Genomic DNA, 17,702 nt, shown 5'->3' with positions numbered 1-17,702 from the left:
GGGTCGCCGGGGGCCGAGGCGGTTTTAGGAGGCGCTGAGGCGTTTGAGGGCGCTGCGGACCTTCGCCGGGTCGTTCGTGGGCCAGAAGGGCGGCAGGGAGTCACGCAGGAACCCGGCGTAGCGGGCCGTCGCCAGCCGCGGGTCCAGCACCGCGACCACGCCCTTGTCGTGCTGGCTGCGGAGCAGGCGGCCCGCGCCCTGTGCGAGGAGCAGCGCGGCGTGGGTGGCGGCGACCGACATGAACCCGTTGCCGCCCTTGGCGGCCACATGGCGCTGGCGAGCGGAGCTGAGCGGGTCGTCCGGACGGGGGAAGGGGATGCGGTCGATGATGACCAGACGCAGCGAGGGGCCGGGGACGTCGACGCCCTGCCAGAGGGAGAGCGTGCCGAACAGGCAGGTCGGCTCGTCTTCGGCGAACTGCTTGACCAGCAGCATCGTGGAGTCGTCGCCCTGGCAGAGCAGCGGCACGCTCAGCCGGTCGCGCAGGGCCTCGGTGGCCGCCTTGGCGGCCCGCATCGAGGAGAACAGGCCGAGAGTGCGGCCCCCCGCGGCTTCGATCAGCTCGGTGATCTCGTCGATGTAGGCCTCGGGCAGGCCGTCACGGCCCGGCTGGGGCAGGTGCTCGGCGACGTAGAGGATGCCGCTGCGGGGGTGGTCGAAGGGAGAGCCGACGTCGATGCCGTTCCAGCCGGCCCGGCTCTTGCCGGTCTTCTTCCCGGACTTGGGGGCGGCGCCCGCCTCGCCCGCCTCGTCCTCCTCGGCGGGCTTCCCGCCGCCCTCGGCACCAAGGCCCCACTGGCGGGCCAGCCCGTCGAAGGCGCCGCCCAGGGCGAGCGTGGCCGAGGTCAGGATGACCGTACGGTCGCCGAAGAGCCTGTCGCGGAGCATGCCCGCCACGGTCAGCGGCGCCACCCGCAGCAGGGGCGGCCGCCGGTCGGTGCCCGCCTCCAGCCAGACCACCTCGGCCCGGTCGATCTCCTCGGCGTGGCCGAAGGCGTCGAGCATGCGCTGCGCGGTGTCGTGCACCTCGTCCAGGGAGGTGAAGGCCGCCTTGCGCAGTCCCGCGCCCTCCGGGTCGTCCTTGTCGCCGGTGCGTGGGCCAAGGGCGGTGATGCACGCCCACGCCGAGTCGCGGATCAGCGCGAGCGTCAGCCCGAGCACATCGGGAAGCTCGTCGAGGCGCCCGGCGGGGGCGACGGCGAGGAGGGCCCTGAGGTCCTCTCCGGCCTCCAGGAGCCGGTCGGCCAGGTGCTGCTCGATGAGCTTGCCGACCCGTCGCACGGCCACCGTGACCATGGTCTCCGACAGCTCGCCGCTGACCACCGAGGTGACGCGGTCGACCAGCTCGTGAGCCTCGTCGACCACGACCACCTCGTGCTCGGGCAGGAGCGGGAAGTCCTCCATCGCGTCGATGGCGAGCAGCGCGTGGTTGGTCACGACCACGTCGGACTCGCCGGCGCGGGCGCGGGCCAGTTCGGCGAAGCACTCCATACCACTCGGGCAGCGCGTGGCTCCCAGGCACTCCCTGGCGCTGACCGAGAACTGGCGCCAGGCCTGCTCGTTGACGCCGGGGACCAGCTCGTCGCGGTCACCGGTCTCGGTCTCGTTCGCCCACTCCTGGATGCGCTGGACCATCCGGCCCGTCGCGTTGACCTCCCGGGGGTCGAAGAGCTGGTCCTGCTCCTCGTCGGGCCACCCCGCGCTCGCCTTGTAGCGGCACAGGTAGTTGCGGCGGCCCTTGAGGATCGCGAACGTGGGCTCGTGCGGTAGCTGCGGGGCGAGGGCCTTGGCGAGGCGGGGCAGGTCGCGGTCGACGAGCTGGCGCTGGAGCGCGATGGTGGCGGTGGAGACGACCACGGCTCCCTTGGAGGTCATCGCGTGCCTGATCGAGGGGATCAGGTAGGCCAGTGACTTGCCGGTGCCGGTGCCCGCCTGGACGGCCAGGTGGTCGCCCGACTCGATCGCGTGCTGCACCGCCCTCACCATGGTGATCTGTCCGGGGCGTTCGACCCCGCCCACCGCCTCGACGGCGGTGCTCAGCAGGTCCTCAACCGGGGGGATGTCCACCTTTGAGGAGACGTCTTCGGGAGCGGTGATGGAGTCGGTCGGCACGACAGCCAACCGTACCGGCTCGCTCCGACAAGCGTGGCGGCTCCGGCGGGAGCGGTGCGCCCCCGCCTTCCTCGGTCCTGTCGTGATCCACCGGGCTGACCACGGGAGGCCGATACCTCCAGCTGGTGATCCACGTGTCGCAGGTCCTGCTCCCGGTTCGGAAAGATGACCCGCCGGACCCTTCCGGGATGCTCCCGCGCTCGGTCGTCGGAATCGCCGGGTGGAGGCCCCGTCGTTCACGGCGGGGAGGAAACGCGGAAAACGGCGCCGTCCGGTGGCGGTGAGTGACAGACTCGGTGCGTGCCGGTGACGGAAATGCTCAAGCCCGCGCCCTCGCCTGAGCAGGGGCAGGCCCAGCGTGCAGACCTGCACTCGTGGGGTTTCCATCGACTGCGGACGTTCGTGACGTACAAAGCGGTTTCGGCCGGGGTGGCGGTGCGGCCGGTGGATTCGTGTGACACCTCCCGCACCTGCCCGGGGGGCGGCCACATCGACAAACGGAATCGTGCTACCTGCTCTTGAGCTTACGCTCGGATATAGTCCCCTTTAGGTGTTCTATTGCGTACCCTTTGCTCGTTAGGCGGTGACCGAGAGTGATGGTCGGCGTGACGGTGTCCGCCGCGATTGCACCGCGATTGCACCGCGTGAGGTGCGATTGCCCTGCAAAGTCCCTGCTCGAACTGGATGTTTGGGGCGTTTGAGTACATTATGTCCTCCATGTCGGAAGTTGTCCCGTTGCCGTCGTTCGGCGAGGTGTTCTTTGACGAGCGTGGCCAGGAGCGGGTGCTCCGGGTCACCTGGCACGAAGGCACGCTGGTGCTGAGCCTGTGGCGCGGCGAGATGTGCACCGCGAGTTTCCGCATGCCCATGAACGACGTGGGGCGGCTGGTCGACACCCTTGACGAGGGCTTCGTCCAAGCCGGTGGGCAGTACCCCGACGAGGTGGGCGAGCCCGTTCACACCGAGCAGCAGATCCACAGTGAGTATCCCGGCACCGGTCAGTACGCCAGACCGCGGCCCGAGGACTACGCCCAGCCCCAGCAGCAGTATCCCGACCCGGCCGGTCACCTCCCCGCGCCGGACGAGCCCCGTCAGGCCGCCGCGCTCGGGCCGAACGACGTGCTCGTCGCGCGGGGAGTGGTGCCTCCGCCGGATCGACCCGACTGGTCTCAGGATCGGATGGCGCCGGGGCACGGCTCCTCCGACGCCGTGCCGCGTGAGAACATGATCGTGAACGACGCCCTGCCCTACGGGCAGCCGCAGTCCTTCGATCCGCTCGGTACGGGCCCGGTGCCCGGCGAGGCCGCCTACCAGATGCCGGGCGACCGCTACCCGCCCGCGCAGCAGCCCGATCCGTACGGCGCCCAGCAGCCGGACCCCTACGGCACGCCCGCGCAGCAGCCCGCCGACCGGTTCGGCGCCCAGCAGCCCGATCCGTACGGCGTACCGCCCCAGCAGCGGCCCGCCGACCCGTTCGCGCCGCACGCCGACCAGTTCCCCACCCCCGCCCGCCGGCCGGATCCCGACCTCTACGGGCAGGGGCAGCAGAACTCGACGGACCCCTTCGGGTTCGCCGCCCAGCAGCAGGCCGGGGGCCACGGGATCCAGCAGCCCGACCCGTACGGCTACCCGGCCCCCGCGCAGCCGGATCCCTACGCGTTCGGCACCGCGCAGCCGCACCAGGCCGGTCACCCCGCCGACCTTCGGGACCTGTACGGCTCGCCACCCGCCTACCCGCAGCAGGACGTCGATCCGTCCGACCCGCTGGGCCTGGGCGGCCAGTCCGCACCCGACCAGAGGCTGCCGCGCCCCTACCTCCAGGACCCGCCGCACTCCACGGGCGAGAGACTCCGCCCCGAACAGGGCTACGACGACCGGTACGACCGCCGCCATGACGAGCACCAGTACGACGACAGGCGCCGTGAGGGGCGGCGCCGCGACGACCGGGAAGAACGCCGGGAGTGGTGACTCTCCAGGGGAGGTGGGTTCCCCGGAGACGGGTTCCGTCGTGTCCCGGGCGCGAGATCCACATCCGGGGGTAGCGTCGTTCTGTCCGCCGAAGGGAAAAAGCCGGCGCTCCGCTGTCCCGGACGGTTCGCGAGGCGCGCGGAGGCACGGAAGCTGATCGATCCCTATCGGGCGGAGTGGTGTGGACCAGTCGACCGTGGTGCAGACGCTGGTCGTATCTGTCCTCGGCATCGCGGTGGCCGCCGTCGCCAGGCGCAGGGGGTGGCCGGCGCCGCTGCTGCTGGTGCTCGCGGGCCTGGTGCTGTCGCCCGTCTTCCCCGAGTACGAGCTCGACCCCAACCTGGTCCTGCTGGTCTTCCTGCCCCCGCTGCTCTACTCGGCGGCGGTCGACAGCTCCTACCTGAGGCTCAAGGACTTCCGCAGGCCGATCGGGCTGCTCTCGATCGGCCTGGTGCTGTTCACCACGCTGGTCATCGGGTGGATCACCCACCTGCTCCTGCCCGAGCTGCCGACGGCCGCCGCGTTCGCGCTGGGCGCGATCGTGGCCCCGCCCGACGCGGTCGCCGCCGTCGCCGTGGCCCGCAGGCTCGGATTGCCCCGCAGGACGGTCACCATCCTGGTGGGGGAGAGCCTGTTCAACGACGCCACCGCGCTCACCGCCTACCGGGTGGCCGTCGCGGCCGCGCTGGGAGGGGGCATCACCTGGCTGGAGGTCACCGCCGACTTCGCCCGGTCCGCGGTGGGCGGCGTGCTGATGGGCCTCGGGCTCGCCTGGGTCCTGGCCCGGGTGCTGATCCGGTTGCGCGACCCGCTCATCGAGAACACCGTCATGCTGCTCGCTCCGTTCGCCGTCTACCTGGCGGCCGAGAGCGTGCACGTCTCCGGTGTGATCGTCGTGGTGATCGTCGGGCTCTACATCGGCCATCGCCTGCCCAGGGCGGGCTTCGGTACCCGGCTGCTGTCCGGCGCGGTCTGGCGGGTCCTCGACTTCTTCCTGGAGACGATCGTCTTCGCGCTGATCGGCCTGCAGTTCTGGCCGATCATGAGAGGGCTGGAGTGGGCCGACCCGTGGAAGCTCGCCGGGATGGCGCTGGTCGTCTTCGCCGCCGTGGTGGTCACCAGGGCGCTCTGGGTCGTGCCCAGCCTCTACCTGCCCCGGATCCTGTCAAGGAAGATCCGCGAGAGCGAGCCCCACGCGCCGACCTGGCAGCAGGTGACCGTCGTGAGCTGGGCGGGCATGCGCGGAGTGGTCTCCCTCGCCGCGGCCTTCGCCATTCCGCAGACCCTGCAGGGCCGCGACCTGCTGCTCTTTCTCACCTTCTCGGTGGTGATCGGTACCCTCCTGGTCCAGGGCCTGACGTTCCCGGCGCTGATCCGCAGGTTGAAGATCTCCAACGAGCGGGAGATCTACACCGACAACCTGACCGAGGCGGCCGCCCAGCAGGCGGCCACCTCCGCCTCGCTGGCCCGGCTGGACGAGCTGGTGGGCGAGGGCGTCGACGAGGTCTATCGGGAGGTCGTCGACCAGCTCAGGGCGCGCGCCGAGCGCCGCACCCTCGCCGCCTGGGAGCGACTGGGCAGCGGCACGGGACCACAGGGGGAGGAGACGCCCAGTACGGTCTACCGGCGGCTCCGCCGTGAGATGCTGGCGGTCGAGCGCGAGGTTTTCGTACGCCTCCGCGACGAGCGGCGCATCGACGACGAGGTGCTCCGCCGGGTTCTCCACGAGATCGACTTCGAGGAGGCCATTCTGGAGCGCGACTAGCCTGGGTCAGCCACCCTGGGTGTAGACGGTCTTCCACCGAGAGCACCGCCCGGCCGGCCGTGCGGAGGTGCCCCGGCAGGTCCTCGCCTTGATCTGCAGGACCCCGCCGACGTTCTTACGGAACGTTCCCGGGCCGGGAACGCAGTTGTAGTAGGACGCCGTGTGCCACCGTCCGTTCTGAGCGCTCAGGTAACGTATCTGGGCCCATGCGCAGCCCGAGCCGCGGGTGTCCTCCAGCGTGCCGTACACGACGAGGCCCGACTGGCCGACGGTGACCTTGCCCCAGGCCGCGGCGAGCCCGTCGGTGGAGTGCAGGGGGCCCCATCTCCAGACCGTGGGGGCGGCGGTGGAGGCCAGGGCCGGGGCCGAACCGCCGAGAGCGAGCGCCGCGGCGGTGGTCAGGCCGAGCAGGACACGAAGACCGGTACGCATGGAGGGGTTCCAAACTCTTGAGCATCGTTACATGTCAAGAGATAGGCCCTCGTGCTTGGAAAAGACTTGCGGCTGACATCCCCGCGGGGTGGAGGAACCCCGCTGCCGCCGGTCAGCCGATGATTTTGTCCACGTAGCACCACCGCCAGTCCTCGCCCGGTTCGAACGAGGCGATGACCGGATGACCGATCACCGTCGCGTGGGCGGTGGCGTGCTTGTTGGGAGAGGAGTCACAGCAGCCGATGTGCCCGCAGGACAGGCACTTGCGCAGGTGAACCCAGCGATCTCCGGTCGCGAGGCACTCCTCGCACCCCTGCGGTGTGCGCGGCGCCGGGTCCTGGGCCTGCTCGAGATGTTGACAGATCTGCATGGTCTCCCCTTCGTCCGAACACTGATGATCGTACGGCCGGAGCCGCGGTCCGGTCCCCAACGCCTCGCAGTCCGGGTAACGAGCCGGTACGACAGGCACCTGCCGCACCGGCTCGTTGGGTAGGGTCTGGGCATGCGATCCCTTCCGCGACGAATCCCCGCCCTCGCCGCCTCAGCGCTCGCCGCCGCCCTGATCACCACCGGTTGCTCAGAGATCCAGGAGGTGAGCCAGGGCATCGACAAGGCACAGCAGTGCGTGCAGGCCGCGGGCATCGTCACCGAGACCGTCTCGAAGGTCTCCGGCCTGCTCAACGACCCTGCCGCGATGGAACAGGCGCTGAAGGACGGGGGCGCCAAGCTGGGCGACCTGGCCGACAAGGCGGCCAACACCTCGCTGAAGGAGGCGGCCGACAGCGTCTCCAACACCCTGGAGGGCTTCAACGTCCCCGATGCCAACAGCGCCATCGACACCGCGCAGAAGGTGGCGACCGACTCGGTGCGGTGGGTCGAGCAACTGACCAACGCCTGCGGATAGCCCTCACCTGCGGGGGCTCCGTCAACCCGGGTTCTCTATGGGGAATGTGGCTGAAATAGCGTCGTTCTCATGAAGCCTCCGGAGCGTGAACCGGATCCCCGGTTCACCCTTGCCAACGAACGCACCTACCTGACCTGGCTGAGCACATCGCTCGCGCTGAGCGCGGGCGGTGTGGCCATGGCCGCGGTCTCCGCCGATGTCTTCGTCCCATGGATGCGGACCCTGCTCGCGGTGGTCCTGGTGTCGTTGTCGGCTCTGGCGGCCGCGATGGCCTACCCCCGCTGGCGTCGTGTCCAGCACGCCCTGCGCATCTCCGCCCCGCTGCCGCCTCCCGCCCTCGCGCCCCTGTTCGGGTACGGCGTGGCGGCGGTCGCGGTGCTTGCCCTGATCCTCATTCTGCTGTCGCGATGAACGGCCCCTGGGACGAGGGCCTGCAGAGCGAGCGGACCCAGCTCGCCTGGATACGTACCAGCGCCATGCTGGCCGTCACCGCCCTGGCCGGTGCGGGGATCGCCCTGCGCGCCGGCACGCCCCTGATAGCGATCGTCCCCTTCGTTCCGGCCCTGCTCTGCGCCGGCCTCCTGCTGACCCACACGGGTATCCGTTTCCGCCGCGTCCAGGAGGCACTCCACCAGAGCCGTCCCCTCGACAACCGGGCCGACGCCCTCATCGCCTGGCTCGGCACCCTTGCCGCCGTGGCCGGAGCCGTCACCTTCGTGCTGGCCAGGTTCGGAAAGTAAGGGATACGCGGCCTGGCACGTTTCGATGATCTATCCGGGATCGACCGCGTCGATCCCGGATAGATCATCGCGAACCGCGGGCCGCCGGTCAGGGGCGGGGGTCGCCGCCGAGGGCGACGGTCTCGGCGACCTCCGCGTGGCGCTCGGCCTCCTCGGCGGCGAACCGCTCGGTGTCGAGCTTCTCGGCGATGTCCTCGTCCTGCCGCATCAGCTGGTCCAGGTTCTGGCCCGCCATGTCCAGCACGCCCATGTCGGCGTAGGCCTGTTGCAGGCGGGGGCTCCACAGCCCGATGTCCTTGACGCAGGGAACGATGCGGCTGAAGAGCAGCGAGCGGAATAGCTTGAGATATTGGGATTTGTCAACGGATTCCATGGCATCGGCGACCTCGGCCTTGTTCAGGCCCAGATTCTCCCAGGTCTCCTGGCCGCGCAGCCGGTCGCGCATCAGGTAGCAGCCCTCGATGACGAAGTCCTCGCGCTCGCGCAGCTCCGACTCGCTGAGCTGACGGTAGTAGTCGCGCAGCGCCATCCGGCCGAAGGCCACGTGCCTGGCCTCGTCCTGCATCACGTAGGCGAGGATCTGCTTGGGCAGCGGCTTGGTGGTGATGTCGCGCATCACGCCGAAGGCGGCCAGGGCGAGGCCCTCGATGAGCACCTGCATGCCGAGGTAGGGCATGTCCCAGCGGGAGTCGCTCAGCGTGCTGTCGAGCAGCGACTTCAGGTGCGGGTTGATGGGGTAGGCCAGCCCCACCTTCTCCTGGAGGAAGCGGGCGTAGGTCTCGGCGTGGCGGGCCTCGTCCATGGTCTGGGTGGCGGCGTAGAACTTGGAGTCGAGGTCGGGGACCGACTCCACGATCCTGGCCGAGCAGATCATCGCGCCCTGTTCCCCGTGCAGGAACTGGGAGAACTGCCAGGAGGCGCCGTGCAGGCGCACCTCCTTGCGCTGCTTTTCGTCCATCCGCTCCCAGAGCGGGGTGCCGTGGATCGCGATGGTCTCGTCGGGGATGCCGAGCACGTTGTACGGGTCGACCTCCAGGTCCCAGTCGATGCGTTTGACCGAGTCCCACTGCTTGTCCTTGCCCTTCTGGTAAAGGGCGAGCATGCGGTCCCTGCCGTTGTCGTACTCCCAGGTGAAGCGGGCGGCTCCGGCCGCCTCGACGTCCCACGTGGAAAGCTCGGCGGGGATGGTGTAGAGATCGTGTGTCGACATGCGGCCTCCAGAGACGTACACCGTACGTACGCAACGAGCGTGCCACGTACACTGTACGTACGTCAATGAAGCCGATGAGGGGACAATGGTCATATGCCTGCCGAGCCACTGTCCCGAGCGCGCATCGTCGCCACGGCGATCGACCTGATCGAGCGGGAGGGCGCCGACGCGGTGTCCATGCGCGCGATCGCCGCCGAACTGGGGGTGGGCGTGATGTCGCTCTACAACCATGTGCCGAACAAGGAGGCGCTGCTGGACGCGGTGGCCGAGACCGTGCTGTCGCAGATCGAGTTCACCGACGACCCGGACGCCGAATGGACCGACCGGGTGCGCATGCAGGCGCTCGCCTTCCGGCAGATCGCGCATCACTACCCGCGGTGCACGATGGTGGTGGTCAGCCGCCAGCTCCGTTCCACCGCCGGGCTGCTCCCGGTGGAGCGGGCGCTGGCCACGCTGCGCGGCGCGGGCTTCGGGGGCGACGAGGCGGTGCGCGCCCTGCGGGTGTTCATCGCCTACATCGTGGGCTCGCTGCTGAGGGAGGTCGGGGTGACCCCGACGTTCGCCCCGGTGCACCGATCCGACGTCCACGTCAGCGAGGTCGACCCCCTGCTGTTCCCGCAGGTCGGTGAGCTGGCTCCGGCACTCCACGAGTGCGACCACGAGGCGGAGTTCGCCTTCGGCCTCGAACTGCTCATCCAGGCGATGGCCCTGCAGCTCAAGAGGTGACGCCCGGGACCTCGCGGCCCCGGGCGCCGGGAGAGTGTTCCCTTCCCCTGGACACTCTCCGTGCGGGTCAGTACCAGTTGCTCGACCGGAAGTGACCCCACGCGCCGCACGGTGACCCGTAGCGGCTCTTGATGTAGCTCAGACCCCAGTGGATCTGCGTGATCGGGTTGTACCGCCAGTCCCCGCCGCTGCCGCCCATCTTCGAGCCGGGCAGTGCCTGCGGGATGCCGTACGCCCCCGAGGAGTGGTTGTAGGCGCGGTGGTTCCAGTTGCTCTCCCTGGTCCAGAGGCTGTCCAGGCAGCGGAACTGGCTGTGCGGCCACGCGCGGCGGGAGACGAGACGATAGGCGATCGTCTTGTTCCTGCTCTTGGCGGTCCTCGCGACCGCCTTCACTCTTGGCTTCACCTGGGTGACCCAGGTGAGGCGATGAACGGTTCTCGCCGTCCCTTTCCTGGACGACTCGGCCGTGCTGTCGGCCTGTCCCGACGTCGAGGATCCGACCATCGCCGAGGCGGCGAGAACGGTCACGACTGTGTTGCGCAGAACGCGGTAGCTGCTCACATGAATCCTTGTCCTTGGGCCGCGTGCGGAAGTCGCAGGAGGGCACGTAGGTGCTCTCCTGCGGTCGGCGATCCGGCGCCCGTGGCTCGGGCGGGGAACGTCCGCGCGGTCTCGCCGGCCTGTTTCCGGCATGAGACGCCGCGGCGGTCTCTCTAGGCGGCTTTCTAGTACGCGAGAGAGTGTCGGACGGCGGATGGGACACGCGAAGGGAAGGTGTTTGCCCGATCTTCTTGATCTACGGGAGATTCGGCGAGGGTCCGGTTACGACCGGCGAATCGCCCATGCGTGGAGACGGTGTGAAAATCACCCCGTCATGGGGTTTCAGATCACCGCTCCGGGATCAGTGGATCAGTACCAGCCCCGCGAGCCGAAGTGCGCCCACGCCCGGCACGGCGATCCGTAGCGCTGCTTGATGTATCCGAGTCCCCATCTGATCTGTGTCCTGGGGTTGGTACGCCAGTCGCGGCCGGCGCCGGCCATCTTGCCCGCGGGCAGTGCCTGCGGGATTCCGTACGCCCCCGAGTGGCGGTTGCGGGCGCGGTGGTTCCAGTTGCTCTCCCTGGTCCAGAGCTTGCTGAGGCAGTTGAACTGGGCTCTGCTCCAGCCGTGCGCGGCCACCATCGGCCTGGCGACGGCCTGGTTGCCCGTTCTCGCCGAGGACGCCTGGGCGACCGTGGTGGTGGTGCCGAGGGTGAGTGCCGAGGCGATCACCAGCACACCGGTACGGCGTAGCGTCGACATGGGACTCCCTTGTGCCTTGGGGTTGAGGGACGGCCGCCACGATGCCCGGCGATCCGCGGCCGGGCCAGTCGACAGTGCCTGTCAGGAGCCATGTCAAAGATCGGTAAGAAGATGATCAGAGTCCTGGTGAGGGGGGTGCCGTCTCATCTGTGGTCTCTGTCACATTTCACTTTATGGACGACATAACTCTCGAATGTGACAGGGGGATTAGGGTGCGGAGCATGGGAATCCGTGATACCGCCATCCACACTCTTTCCGACGTGCCCACCACCCTGGCCGAGCTGGCCGGAGAGCGGGCGGTCCTCGTCGTCAACGTCGCCTCCAAATGTGGCCTGACCCCGCAGTACGCCGCTCTCGTCGACCTCCAGCGGACCTACGGCGACCGGGGCTTCACGGTCGTGGGAGTGCCCTGTAACCAGTTCTACGGACAGGAGCCGGGCACCGCGGAGGAGATCCAGGAGTTCTGCTCCACCACCTACGGCGTCGACTTCCCGCTCCTCGCCAAGAGCGAGGTCAACGGCGAGGGCCGGCACCCGCTCTACGACCTGCTCACCCAGACCCCCGACGGCGAGGGCAAGGCCGGCGACGTCGAGTGGAACTTCGAGAAGTTCCTCGTCTCCAAGGACGGGGAGGTGCTCGCCAGGTTCCGGCCGCGCGTCCTGCCCGACGCCCCCGCGGTCATCGAGGCGATCGAGAGGTCCCTCTAGCCGCGCAGCTGCCCCTGACGATCAGCTCGGTGGGCAGCAGCACCCCGCGCGGCCGCCTGGTGCCGCCGCGCAGCACCAGTTCGGCGGCGCGGTAGCCGATGTCCTGGGCCGGCTGGGCGATCACCGTCAGCGGCGGTGAGCACAGCTCCGCCCAGGGCACGTCGTCGAACATGATCAGAGACAGGTCCCTGGGGATGCGCAGGTCCAGCTCCCTGGCCGCCAGTACCGCCGCCTCGCCCAGCAGGTTTCCCCCCGCCAGCACCGCGGTCAGGTCGGGCCGGTGCTGGAAGAGCCCGGCCGCGGCGGCGTACGCGGAGTCGCGGCTGCCACGGGCGACGACGACCAACTCCTCGTCGACAAGGGGGCCGAGCGCCTGCCGGAAGAAGGACAGGCGCTGTTCCTGCCCGGGACCGCCCAGGTAGGCGATACGGCGGTGCCCCAGTCCCGTCAGGTAGTCGACCGCGGTCCTGATCCCCGCGCGGTCGTCGGCCAGCACCGCGGGGATGTCGTCGTGCCCGGGGGAGAGCCGGTGCGCGAACACGGTGGTCAGCCCGGCCCGCAGGGTCGGCGCCCAGCCGTCGCCGTCACCGGAGGGGACCGCGATCACCCGGTCCACGCCCTGTTCGAGCAGCGTGCCGATCAGTTCGGCCTCACGCTCGGGATCGTCGCCGGTGGCACCCAGGATCACCGGCTCTCCCGCCGAGCGCGCGCAGGTGAGCACGCCGTCGGCCAGCCGGCCGTAGAAGGTGTCGGTGATGTCGGGCAGCAGCAGCCCGATCCCGCCCGAGCGCCGCTGGCGCAGGTTGCGCCCGAGCGCGCTGGGCCGGTAGTCGAGCTGGGCCGCGACGTTCAGCACCCGTTCCCTGGTCTCGGGACTCGCCGATCCGCCGGACAGAACCCGGGACACCGTGGCGACCCCCACCCCGGCCGCCTCGGCGACATCCTTGATCGTCGTACGACGCATGTTCATGGAAACGATTCCATCATGCTTTCCGTGTTCGATCCAGCGCGAAGCGATAACGGCTGCCCTGTTGACAGGCCAGAACCAGTCACCCTCTTGACAGGGATATCCGTTTCCGGTGAGATGCATGAAAACGTATCCAATATCGGGTGAACACGGGGTTGCCCGAGGCGCTAAGGACTTCCATGGCATCCATCGTTCTCAGCAAAGTCGACAAGATCTACGCGGGCGGCGTCAAAGCCGTGAACGGCCTCGACCTTGAGATCAAGGACGGGGAGTTCATGGTGTTGGTCGGGCCGTCCGGCTGTGGCAAGTCCACCGCCCTGCGCATGATCGCCGGGCTTGAGGACATCAGCGGCGGCGAGATCGCCATCGGCGACCGGGTGGTCAACCACCTGCCTCCGAAGGACCGCGACATCGCCATGGTCTTCCAGAACTACGCGCTCTACCCGCACATGACCGTCGAGGAGAACCTCGCCTTCGGTCTGAAGCTCCGCAAGATGCCCAAGGCGGAGATCGCCAAGCGCGTCAACGAGGCCGCCAAGATGCTCGGCCTCGACCAGTACCTCAAGCGCAAGCCCGCCGCTCTCTCCGGTGGCCAGCGCCAGCGTGTCGCCATGGGCCGCGCCATCGTGCGTGAGCCGCAGGCCTTCCTCATGGACGAGCCGCTCTCCAACCTGGACGCCAAGCTCCGCGTCTCCATGCGGGCCTCCCTCAACACCCTGCACGAGCGCCTGGGCGTGACGACCGTCTACGTCACCCACGACCAGGTCGAGGCCATGACCCTCGGCGACCGCGTCTGCGTGCTCCGCGACGGCCTGCTCCAGCAGGTCGACACCCCGCAGAACCTCTTCGACAAGCCGGTCAACCTGTTCGTCGCCGGCTTCATGGGCTCCCCGTCGATGAACTTCGTCAACGCCGAGCTGGTGCGCGGCGAAGGCGGCGCAGCCGTCGCCTTCGCGGGCTTCAGGCTGCCGGTGCCGAACGAGAGCTTCACCGAGAAGCGCGGCCTCGACCAGTACTTCGGCAAGAAGATCATCCTGGGCATCCGCCCCTCCGACTTCGAGGACTCGGTCGCCGCCAACGGCGCCTCGGGCGGCTGGACCCGCCTGCAGGTCCGCGCCGAGGTCACCGAGGAACTGGGCTCCGAGATCAACGTGCTCTTCCTGATCGACGCTCCGCCCGTCCAGCACCAGGACACCGTGGCCGCCGCCGACGCCGACGGCGACGAGGAGGCGACGCTGCCGCTGGTGGGCGACAAGTCGCTGTGGACCGCCCGGGTCAACTCCCGCAGCCACGTCCGCCCCGGTCAGAGCATCGAGCTGGTCGTCGACACCCACAACCTGCACTTCTTCGACCCGGTCTCGGGTCTGGCGATCGGCCACGAGGCCAACGCCCGCGTCTGATCGGCTCGGCGGGCCTCAGGGGCCGTCCTCGACCACCCCCGCAGGCCGGAAAGGGCCCGCGCCACGACCCCCTCCCGTGGCGCGGGCCCTTTCTGTCGGCCGTGTCAGGCCGGTGTCGTCAGGCCGGTGGTGTCAGGTCAGCGGCGGCCGAAACGGCGGGAGACCAGGGCGATCACGTTGGCCGGAAGCAACCTGCTGACCCCGACGATGGCCTTGTAACGAAGGTCGGGGACGCTCACCAGCACACCGCGGGCCAGATCGCGCATGGCCTCGCGGGCGACGTTGTCCGCCGACAGCCACAGGAAACCGGGGATGCTCGACTTGTCTATCGAGGCGCGCTCGTGGAACTCGGTGTGCACGAAACCCGGGCACAGGGCCATGACCCGCACGCGGCTGCCGGTCAGCTCCACGGCCATGGACTCGCTGAAGCTGACCACCCACGCCTTGGAGGCGCTGTAGGAGCCCCCGGGCAAGAACGCCGCCACCGACGCCACATTGATCACCGCGCCCCGGTCGCGTTCCCTCATGCCCGGCAGTGCGGCCAGCGTCAGCCGCAGCACCGCCTCGCAGTGCAGCTTGAGCATCCGCACCTCCTCCTCCACCGGAACGTCGAGGAAGTGGCCCTGGTGGCCGAAGCCCGCGTTGTTGACCAGCAGGTCGACCCCCTCGCGGAGCCGTCGTTCCACCGCATCCAGGCCCTCGTCGGTCACCAGGTCGGCGGCGAGTACCTCGCTGCTCACCCCGTAGCGCAGGCGCAGCTCCTCGGCGACCGAGATGAGGCGTTTCTCGTCGCGGGCCACCAGGACGAGTGAGAATCCGTCGGCGGCCAGACGGCGGGCGAAGGCGGCGCCGATGCCGGCCGTCGCCCCGGTGATCAATGCGGTTGGCATACCCGCAGTCTAGGGACGACACGGTGGGGGAGGGGCAGGCGAACGCCCCGGGGCCTCCGGCCGGTGGCCGTGTCGACCCGTGATCGTCAAAAGGCGGAGAACAGTTGGCGATCTTTCAGTAAGTGTCACGAGGCGGCGAGTTCGTTCCCGACGAGGTTGCATATAACGGGTTCCAGGGACATGTCGCCCGCATTTCGGGCGTCGTTTCCACAGCTTGAGATGCCGCCACCGGGGAGCTTGAAATGGCTGGAAAGTGTTTGGGACCCACCGCCTTGACGATGACCGCCGGGGCCGTACTGGCCTTCGGAATATCAACGGCGGCCTCCGCCGCGACTTTGACCACCGCGATCGGCCTGTCCACGTCGGAGGTCCAGCCGGTGCCGTATCCACCGCGTCCCGCGGAGCAGGTCAACACGATCGGCCAGGACCAGGTCAACACGATCGACCAGAACCAGAAGCAGGGAAACAACATCCGCCTGGAAAACCGCGGGAGGCATCACCGTAACTGTAGGGAGGGGTGCCGTAACTGCGGGGGGAACTGCGGCGGTGGCGGCTGCGGGAGAAGTGGGAGAAGCTGCGGGCCGCGCGCGGTAGCGGGGAAGCACGCGGTAGCGGGGAGGCAGCTGCCGTTCACGGGGGCACCGATGGGGGCGATGGCCGCGCTCGGCGGTGGCCTGCTGGCCGTGGGAGCGACCGGCACGCTGATCTCGGTACGGCGCCGTCGATCTGCCAGTGCCGAGTAGGCGACGACGCCGGATAGTCGTGGTGGGCCTGCTGGTCCCCGCAGCCCTGGGGCTGGCGGGGGGCTGGTCGGTCCACCTCGGCATGCGCGTGCGCGATCACCTGGAGGCGGCCAGGGGCGCGCTGGTCCAGTTGCGCGCGGTGGTGGGCGCGGGCGATCCGCGCCCGCTGACCGAGGCGCTGGCAGAGGCCCGGCGGCACGCGGTCGAGGCCCGGCGGCTCACCGAGGGCCCGGACTGGTGGGTGATCGCGCACACCCCGATCGTGGGGAACGCCGCGACCACCGTGCGCGGTCTCGCCGGGGCCGCCACCGAGCTGACCGATGTGCTCGCCGGCGTGCGGGAGGCGGCCGGCCCGCTCCTGACGATCAGGACGCGCTCCCCGGGCGACCTGCGGCATCAGCTGGTCGTGCTCGACGCCGCGGCGCCGGCCCTGGACGACGGCGTCACCCGTCTCGGGCGGGTGCTCTCCCACCTGGCGGCCGCCCCGGACAGCACCGGCCTGGACCGGCTGGACGAGGCGCGGGACACGGCGCTGAGCGAGATCGGCCGGCTGCGCGGCCTGCTCCGCGACGCGGCGGACACCGCCACCCTGCTACCCCCGATGCTCGGCCGCGACGGCCCCCGCCGCTACTTTCTGGCGTTCCAGACCAACGCCGAGGCGCGAGGCACCGGGGGGCTGGTCGGGGCCTTCGGTATCCTGCGGGCCGACCGCGGCAGGGTCTCCGTCGAGCGCCTCTCCGCCAACACCGGCCTGGCCGCGAGTCCGGTCCCCGTCGCCGACCACGGCCAGGACTTCCTCGGGCGCTACGGAACGAGCGCGACCAGGATGCTCTCCGTCTCCAACCTCTCCCCGCACTTCCCGTACGCCGCGGCCACCTGGACGGGGCTGTGGGAGCGGCAGGCCGGCGGGCGGCTGGACGGCGCCATCGCCACCGACCCGGTGGGCCTCGCCCACCTGCTGAGGGCGATCGGGCCGATCCCGCTCCCCGACGGGAGTGAGGTCACCGCCGAGAACGTCGTCGATCTCACCGAGCGGGAGGCCTACGCCCGCTACCCCGACCCCGTGGCACGCAAGCGGTTTCTCATCGAGATCGCCGGTGCCGTCAGCGAGGCGCTGCCCACCTCCCTCGCCGACCCCACCAGGTTGCTGCCCGTGCTGTCCGACATGGTGAGCGAGCGGCGGATCCAGATCTGGAGCCGCCACGAGACCGAGCAGCGGCGGCTGTCGCGTACCCCGGTGGGCGGCGTGCTGCCGTCGAGCCCGGGTCCGTTCGCGGGCCTGGTGGTCAACAACTCCGCCGGAGGCAAGCTCGACTACTACCTGGAGCGCTCCCTCGACTACGAGCTGGGCCCCTGCCAGGGCGGGCTGCGCTCCTCGACGGTGCGGATCCGGCTCACCAACGACGTCCCGAGCCGGACGCTGCCCTCCTACGTCACCGGCAGGCTCGACGCCCCGCGAAGCGGCCACCCCCCCGGTTCCAACCTGCTGTGGGTGTCGCTGTACGGCGGCCTCGGCGTGAGGATGACCGCGGCCCGCCTCGACGGCGACCAGGTGAAGGTGATCAGGGAGGCCGAACGCTCCCACCCCGTCTACTCGGCCCTCCTGGAGTTCGCCCCGGGACAGTCCAGGAGGCTGGAGTTCGACTTCACCGAACTCGCCTCCGACGCGCCGCCGCTGGTTCCGGTGCAGCCGCTGGCCCGTCCCCAGCGGACTCACGTCACCCAGGACGCGCGGGGCTGTGCATTCTGACGTCCCCGGCGCCCACCCCTGCGCCGTGCCGGCGCGCGGTATCGGCAGAAAAGAGCAAAGAGGCGCGTGCCACGGGCGGTGGCGC

The 17,702-nt window shown here is 69.8% G+C and carries 19 protein-coding genes; 11 read left to right on the top strand and 8 right to left on the bottom strand.

The genetic code is table 11. From position 1 onward, the window contains the following. Positions 1-24: 24 nt before the first annotated feature. Positions 25-2,112, bottom strand: a complete 2,088-nt coding sequence (locus ACQP0P_RS31860) for an ATP-dependent DNA helicase (RefSeq protein WP_433361735.1) — start codon at positions 2,110-2,112, stop codon at positions 25-27. Between the two features lie 315 nt (positions 2,113-2,427). Here ACQP0P_RS31860 and ACQP0P_RS31855 point away from each other — a divergent pair, with 315 nt between their 5' ends. The 3 genes from ACQP0P_RS31855 (at position 2,428) to ACQP0P_RS31845 (ending at position 5,845) form a co-directional block, all read left to right on the top strand. Next, the gene (locus ACQP0P_RS31855) at positions 2,428-2,634 is read left to right on the top strand and encodes a zinc ribbon domain-containing protein (RefSeq protein ID WP_433382209.1); all 207 of its coding nucleotides are present in this window, start codon (positions 2,428-2,430) and stop codon (positions 2,632-2,634) included. Between the two features lie 195 nt (positions 2,635-2,829). Beyond that, positions 2,830-4,080, top strand: a complete 1,251-nt coding sequence (locus ACQP0P_RS31850) for a hypothetical protein (protein ID WP_433361732.1) — start codon at positions 2,830-2,832, stop codon at positions 4,078-4,080. Positions 4,081-4,261: 181 nt separating this feature from the next. Next, positions 4,262-5,845, top strand: coding sequence for a Na+/H+ antiporter (locus tag ACQP0P_RS31845; protein WP_433361729.1), 1,584 nt, complete (start codon positions 4,262-4,264; stop codon positions 5,843-5,845). A gap of 6 nt (positions 5,846-5,851) precedes the next feature. Here the strand turns inward: ACQP0P_RS31845 and ACQP0P_RS31840 are convergent, their stop codons facing one another. Together ACQP0P_RS31840 and ACQP0P_RS31835 are read right to left on the bottom strand one after the other, a co-directional pair. Continuing rightward, a complete protein-coding gene (locus ACQP0P_RS31840) occupies positions 5,852-6,277 on the bottom strand; it encodes a hypothetical protein (RefSeq protein WP_433361726.1) in 426 nt (141 codons plus the stop codon). A 112-nt stretch (positions 6,278-6,389) separates the two neighbouring features. Next, on the bottom strand, positions 6,390-6,647 hold the full coding sequence (locus tag ACQP0P_RS31835; RefSeq protein WP_433361723.1) for a ubiquitin carboxyl-terminal hydrolase 14: 258 nt from the start codon (positions 6,645-6,647) through the stop codon (positions 6,390-6,392). Positions 6,648-6,779: 132 nt separating this feature from the next. Between ACQP0P_RS31835 and ACQP0P_RS31830 the strand changes: the two genes are divergently transcribed. The 3 genes from ACQP0P_RS31830 (at position 6,780) to ACQP0P_RS31820 (ending at position 7,921) form a co-directional block, all read left to right on the top strand. Continuing rightward, positions 6,780-7,181 carry a hypothetical protein gene (locus ACQP0P_RS31830; protein WP_433361720.1) on the top strand — a complete coding sequence of 134 codons (402 nt, stop codon included), beginning with the start codon at positions 6,780-6,782 and terminating at the stop codon, positions 7,179-7,181. Positions 7,182-7,250: 69 nt separating this feature from the next. Next, entirely contained in the window at positions 7,251-7,592 is a 342-nt protein-coding gene (locus ACQP0P_RS31825; RefSeq protein ID WP_433361717.1) for a YidH family protein, read from the top strand. Beyond that, complete coding sequence (locus ACQP0P_RS31820) at positions 7,589-7,921, top strand: DUF202 domain-containing protein (protein ID WP_433361714.1); 333 nt, start codon at positions 7,589-7,591, stop codon at positions 7,919-7,921. Before ACQP0P_RS31825 ends, ACQP0P_RS31820 begins: the two co-directional genes overlap by 4 nt. A gap of 88 nt (positions 7,922-8,009) precedes the next feature. On the opposite strand, the gene ACQP0P_RS31815 is transcribed toward ACQP0P_RS31820, so the two are convergent. Beyond that, on the bottom strand, positions 8,010-9,131 hold the full coding sequence (locus ACQP0P_RS31815; protein ID WP_433361712.1) for a ferritin-like domain-containing protein: 1,122 nt from the start codon (positions 9,129-9,131) through the stop codon (positions 8,010-8,012). 93 nt (positions 9,132-9,224) lie between these two features. On the opposite strand from ACQP0P_RS31815, the gene ACQP0P_RS31810 reads away from it, so the two are divergent. Beyond that, positions 9,225-9,857: a TetR/AcrR family transcriptional regulator C-terminal domain-containing protein gene (locus tag ACQP0P_RS31810; RefSeq protein ID WP_433361709.1), complete on the top strand. Its 633-nt coding sequence runs from the start codon at positions 9,225-9,227 to the stop codon at positions 9,855-9,857. Positions 9,858-9,924: 67 nt separating this feature from the next. Here the strand turns inward: ACQP0P_RS31810 and ACQP0P_RS31805 are convergent, their stop codons facing one another. Together ACQP0P_RS31805 and ACQP0P_RS31800 are read right to left on the bottom strand one after the other, a co-directional pair. Further along, positions 9,925-10,419 carry a transglycosylase SLT domain-containing protein gene (locus ACQP0P_RS31805; RefSeq protein ID WP_433361706.1) on the bottom strand — a complete coding sequence of 165 codons (495 nt, stop codon included), beginning with the start codon at positions 10,417-10,419 and terminating at the stop codon, positions 9,925-9,927. Between the two features lie 348 nt (positions 10,420-10,767). Further along, positions 10,768-11,160, bottom strand: coding sequence for a transglycosylase SLT domain-containing protein (locus ACQP0P_RS31800; RefSeq protein ID WP_433361703.1), 393 nt, complete (start codon positions 11,158-11,160; stop codon positions 10,768-10,770). Positions 11,161-11,381: 221 nt separating this feature from the next. Here ACQP0P_RS31800 and ACQP0P_RS31795 point away from each other — a divergent pair, with 221 nt between their 5' ends. Further along, positions 11,382-11,867 (top strand): glutathione peroxidase, encoded by a 486-nt coding sequence (locus ACQP0P_RS31795; RefSeq protein ID WP_433361700.1) that lies wholly within the window; start codon positions 11,382-11,384, stop codon positions 11,865-11,867. Here ACQP0P_RS31795 and ACQP0P_RS31790 read toward each other — a convergent pair. Further along, the gene (locus ACQP0P_RS31790) at positions 11,839-12,837 is read right to left on the bottom strand and encodes a LacI family DNA-binding transcriptional regulator (protein WP_433361697.1); all 999 of its coding nucleotides are present in this window, start codon (positions 12,835-12,837) and stop codon (positions 11,839-11,841) included. The two genes, ACQP0P_RS31795 and ACQP0P_RS31790, sit on opposite strands and share 29 nt — an antisense overlap. Before the next feature lie 176 nt (positions 12,838-13,013). Between ACQP0P_RS31790 and ACQP0P_RS31785 the strand changes: the two genes are divergently transcribed. Then, positions 13,014-14,234 carry an ABC transporter ATP-binding protein gene (locus ACQP0P_RS31785; RefSeq protein WP_433361694.1) on the top strand — a complete coding sequence of 407 codons (1,221 nt, stop codon included), beginning with the start codon at positions 13,014-13,016 and terminating at the stop codon, positions 14,232-14,234. Positions 14,235-14,371: 137 nt separating this feature from the next. On the opposite strand, the gene ACQP0P_RS31780 is transcribed toward ACQP0P_RS31785, so the two are convergent. Then, positions 14,372-15,124: an SDR family NAD(P)-dependent oxidoreductase gene (locus ACQP0P_RS31780; protein WP_433361691.1), complete on the bottom strand. Its 753-nt coding sequence runs from the start codon at positions 15,122-15,124 to the stop codon at positions 14,372-14,374. 242 nt (positions 15,125-15,366) lie between these two features. Here ACQP0P_RS31780 and ACQP0P_RS31775 point away from each other — a divergent pair, with 242 nt between their 5' ends. Then, positions 15,367-15,867 (top strand): hypothetical protein, encoded by a 501-nt coding sequence (locus tag ACQP0P_RS31775; protein ID WP_433361688.1) that lies wholly within the window; start codon positions 15,367-15,369, stop codon positions 15,865-15,867. Then, positions 15,857-17,617 (top strand): DUF4012 domain-containing protein, encoded by a 1,761-nt coding sequence (locus ACQP0P_RS31770; RefSeq protein WP_433361685.1) that lies wholly within the window; start codon positions 15,857-15,859, stop codon positions 17,615-17,617. The genes ACQP0P_RS31775 and ACQP0P_RS31770 overlap by 11 nt, the downstream gene beginning before the upstream one ends. The last annotated feature ends 85 nt before the right edge of the window (positions 17,618-17,702 follow it).

The sequence above is a fragment of the Streptosporangium sp. CA-115845 genome (genome assembly GCF_050943795.1).
Lineage (GTDB): Bacteria > Actinomycetota > Actinomycetes > Streptosporangiales > Streptosporangiaceae > Streptosporangium.
Note: the sequence above shows the minus strand (reverse complement) of the source record. Positions and strands in the feature narration are given on the sequence as shown.

Excerpts from the sequence above, each read along its gene's own strand:
- ACQP0P_RS31855 (WP_433382209.1), top strand. The coding sequence starts at position 2,428 with ATGCTCAAGCCCGCGCCCTCGCCTGAGCAGGGGCAGGCCCAGCGTGCA.
- ACQP0P_RS31850 (WP_433361732.1), top strand. The coding sequence starts at position 2,830 with ATGTCGGAAGTTGTCCCGTTGCCGTCGTTCGGCGAGGTGTTCTTTGAC.
- ACQP0P_RS31840 (WP_433361726.1), bottom strand. The coding sequence starts at position 6,277 with ATGCGTACCGGTCTTCGTGTCCTGCTCGGCCTGACCACCGCCGCGGCG.
- ACQP0P_RS31835 (WP_433361723.1), bottom strand. The coding sequence starts at position 6,647 with ATGCAGATCTGTCAACATCTCGAGCAGGCCCAGGACCCGGCGCCGCGC.
- ACQP0P_RS31830 (WP_433361720.1), top strand. The coding sequence starts at position 6,780 with ATGCGATCCCTTCCGCGACGAATCCCCGCCCTCGCCGCCTCAGCGCTC.
- ACQP0P_RS31825 (WP_433361717.1), top strand. The coding sequence starts at position 7,251 with ATGAAGCCTCCGGAGCGTGAACCGGATCCCCGGTTCACCCTTGCCAAC.
- ACQP0P_RS31820 (WP_433361714.1), top strand. The coding sequence starts at position 7,589 with ATGAACGGCCCCTGGGACGAGGGCCTGCAGAGCGAGCGGACCCAGCTC.
- ACQP0P_RS31815 (WP_433361712.1), bottom strand. The coding sequence starts at position 9,131 with ATGTCGACACACGATCTCTACACCATCCCCGCCGAGCTTTCCACGTGG.
- ACQP0P_RS31810 (WP_433361709.1), top strand. The coding sequence starts at position 9,225 with ATGCCTGCCGAGCCACTGTCCCGAGCGCGCATCGTCGCCACGGCGATC.
- ACQP0P_RS31800 (WP_433361703.1), bottom strand. The coding sequence starts at position 11,160 with ATGTCGACGCTACGCCGTACCGGTGTGCTGGTGATCGCCTCGGCACTC.
- ACQP0P_RS31795 (WP_433361700.1), top strand. The coding sequence starts at position 11,382 with ATGGGAATCCGTGATACCGCCATCCACACTCTTTCCGACGTGCCCACC.
- ACQP0P_RS31790 (WP_433361697.1), bottom strand. The coding sequence starts at position 12,837 with ATGAACATGCGTCGTACGACGATCAAGGATGTCGCCGAGGCGGCCGGG.
- ACQP0P_RS31785 (WP_433361694.1), top strand. The coding sequence starts at position 13,014 with ATGGCATCCATCGTTCTCAGCAAAGTCGACAAGATCTACGCGGGCGGC.
- ACQP0P_RS31780 (WP_433361691.1), bottom strand. The coding sequence starts at position 15,124 with ATGCCAACCGCATTGATCACCGGGGCGACGGCCGGCATCGGCGCCGCC.
- ACQP0P_RS31775 (WP_433361688.1), top strand. The coding sequence starts at position 15,367 with ATGGCTGGAAAGTGTTTGGGACCCACCGCCTTGACGATGACCGCCGGG.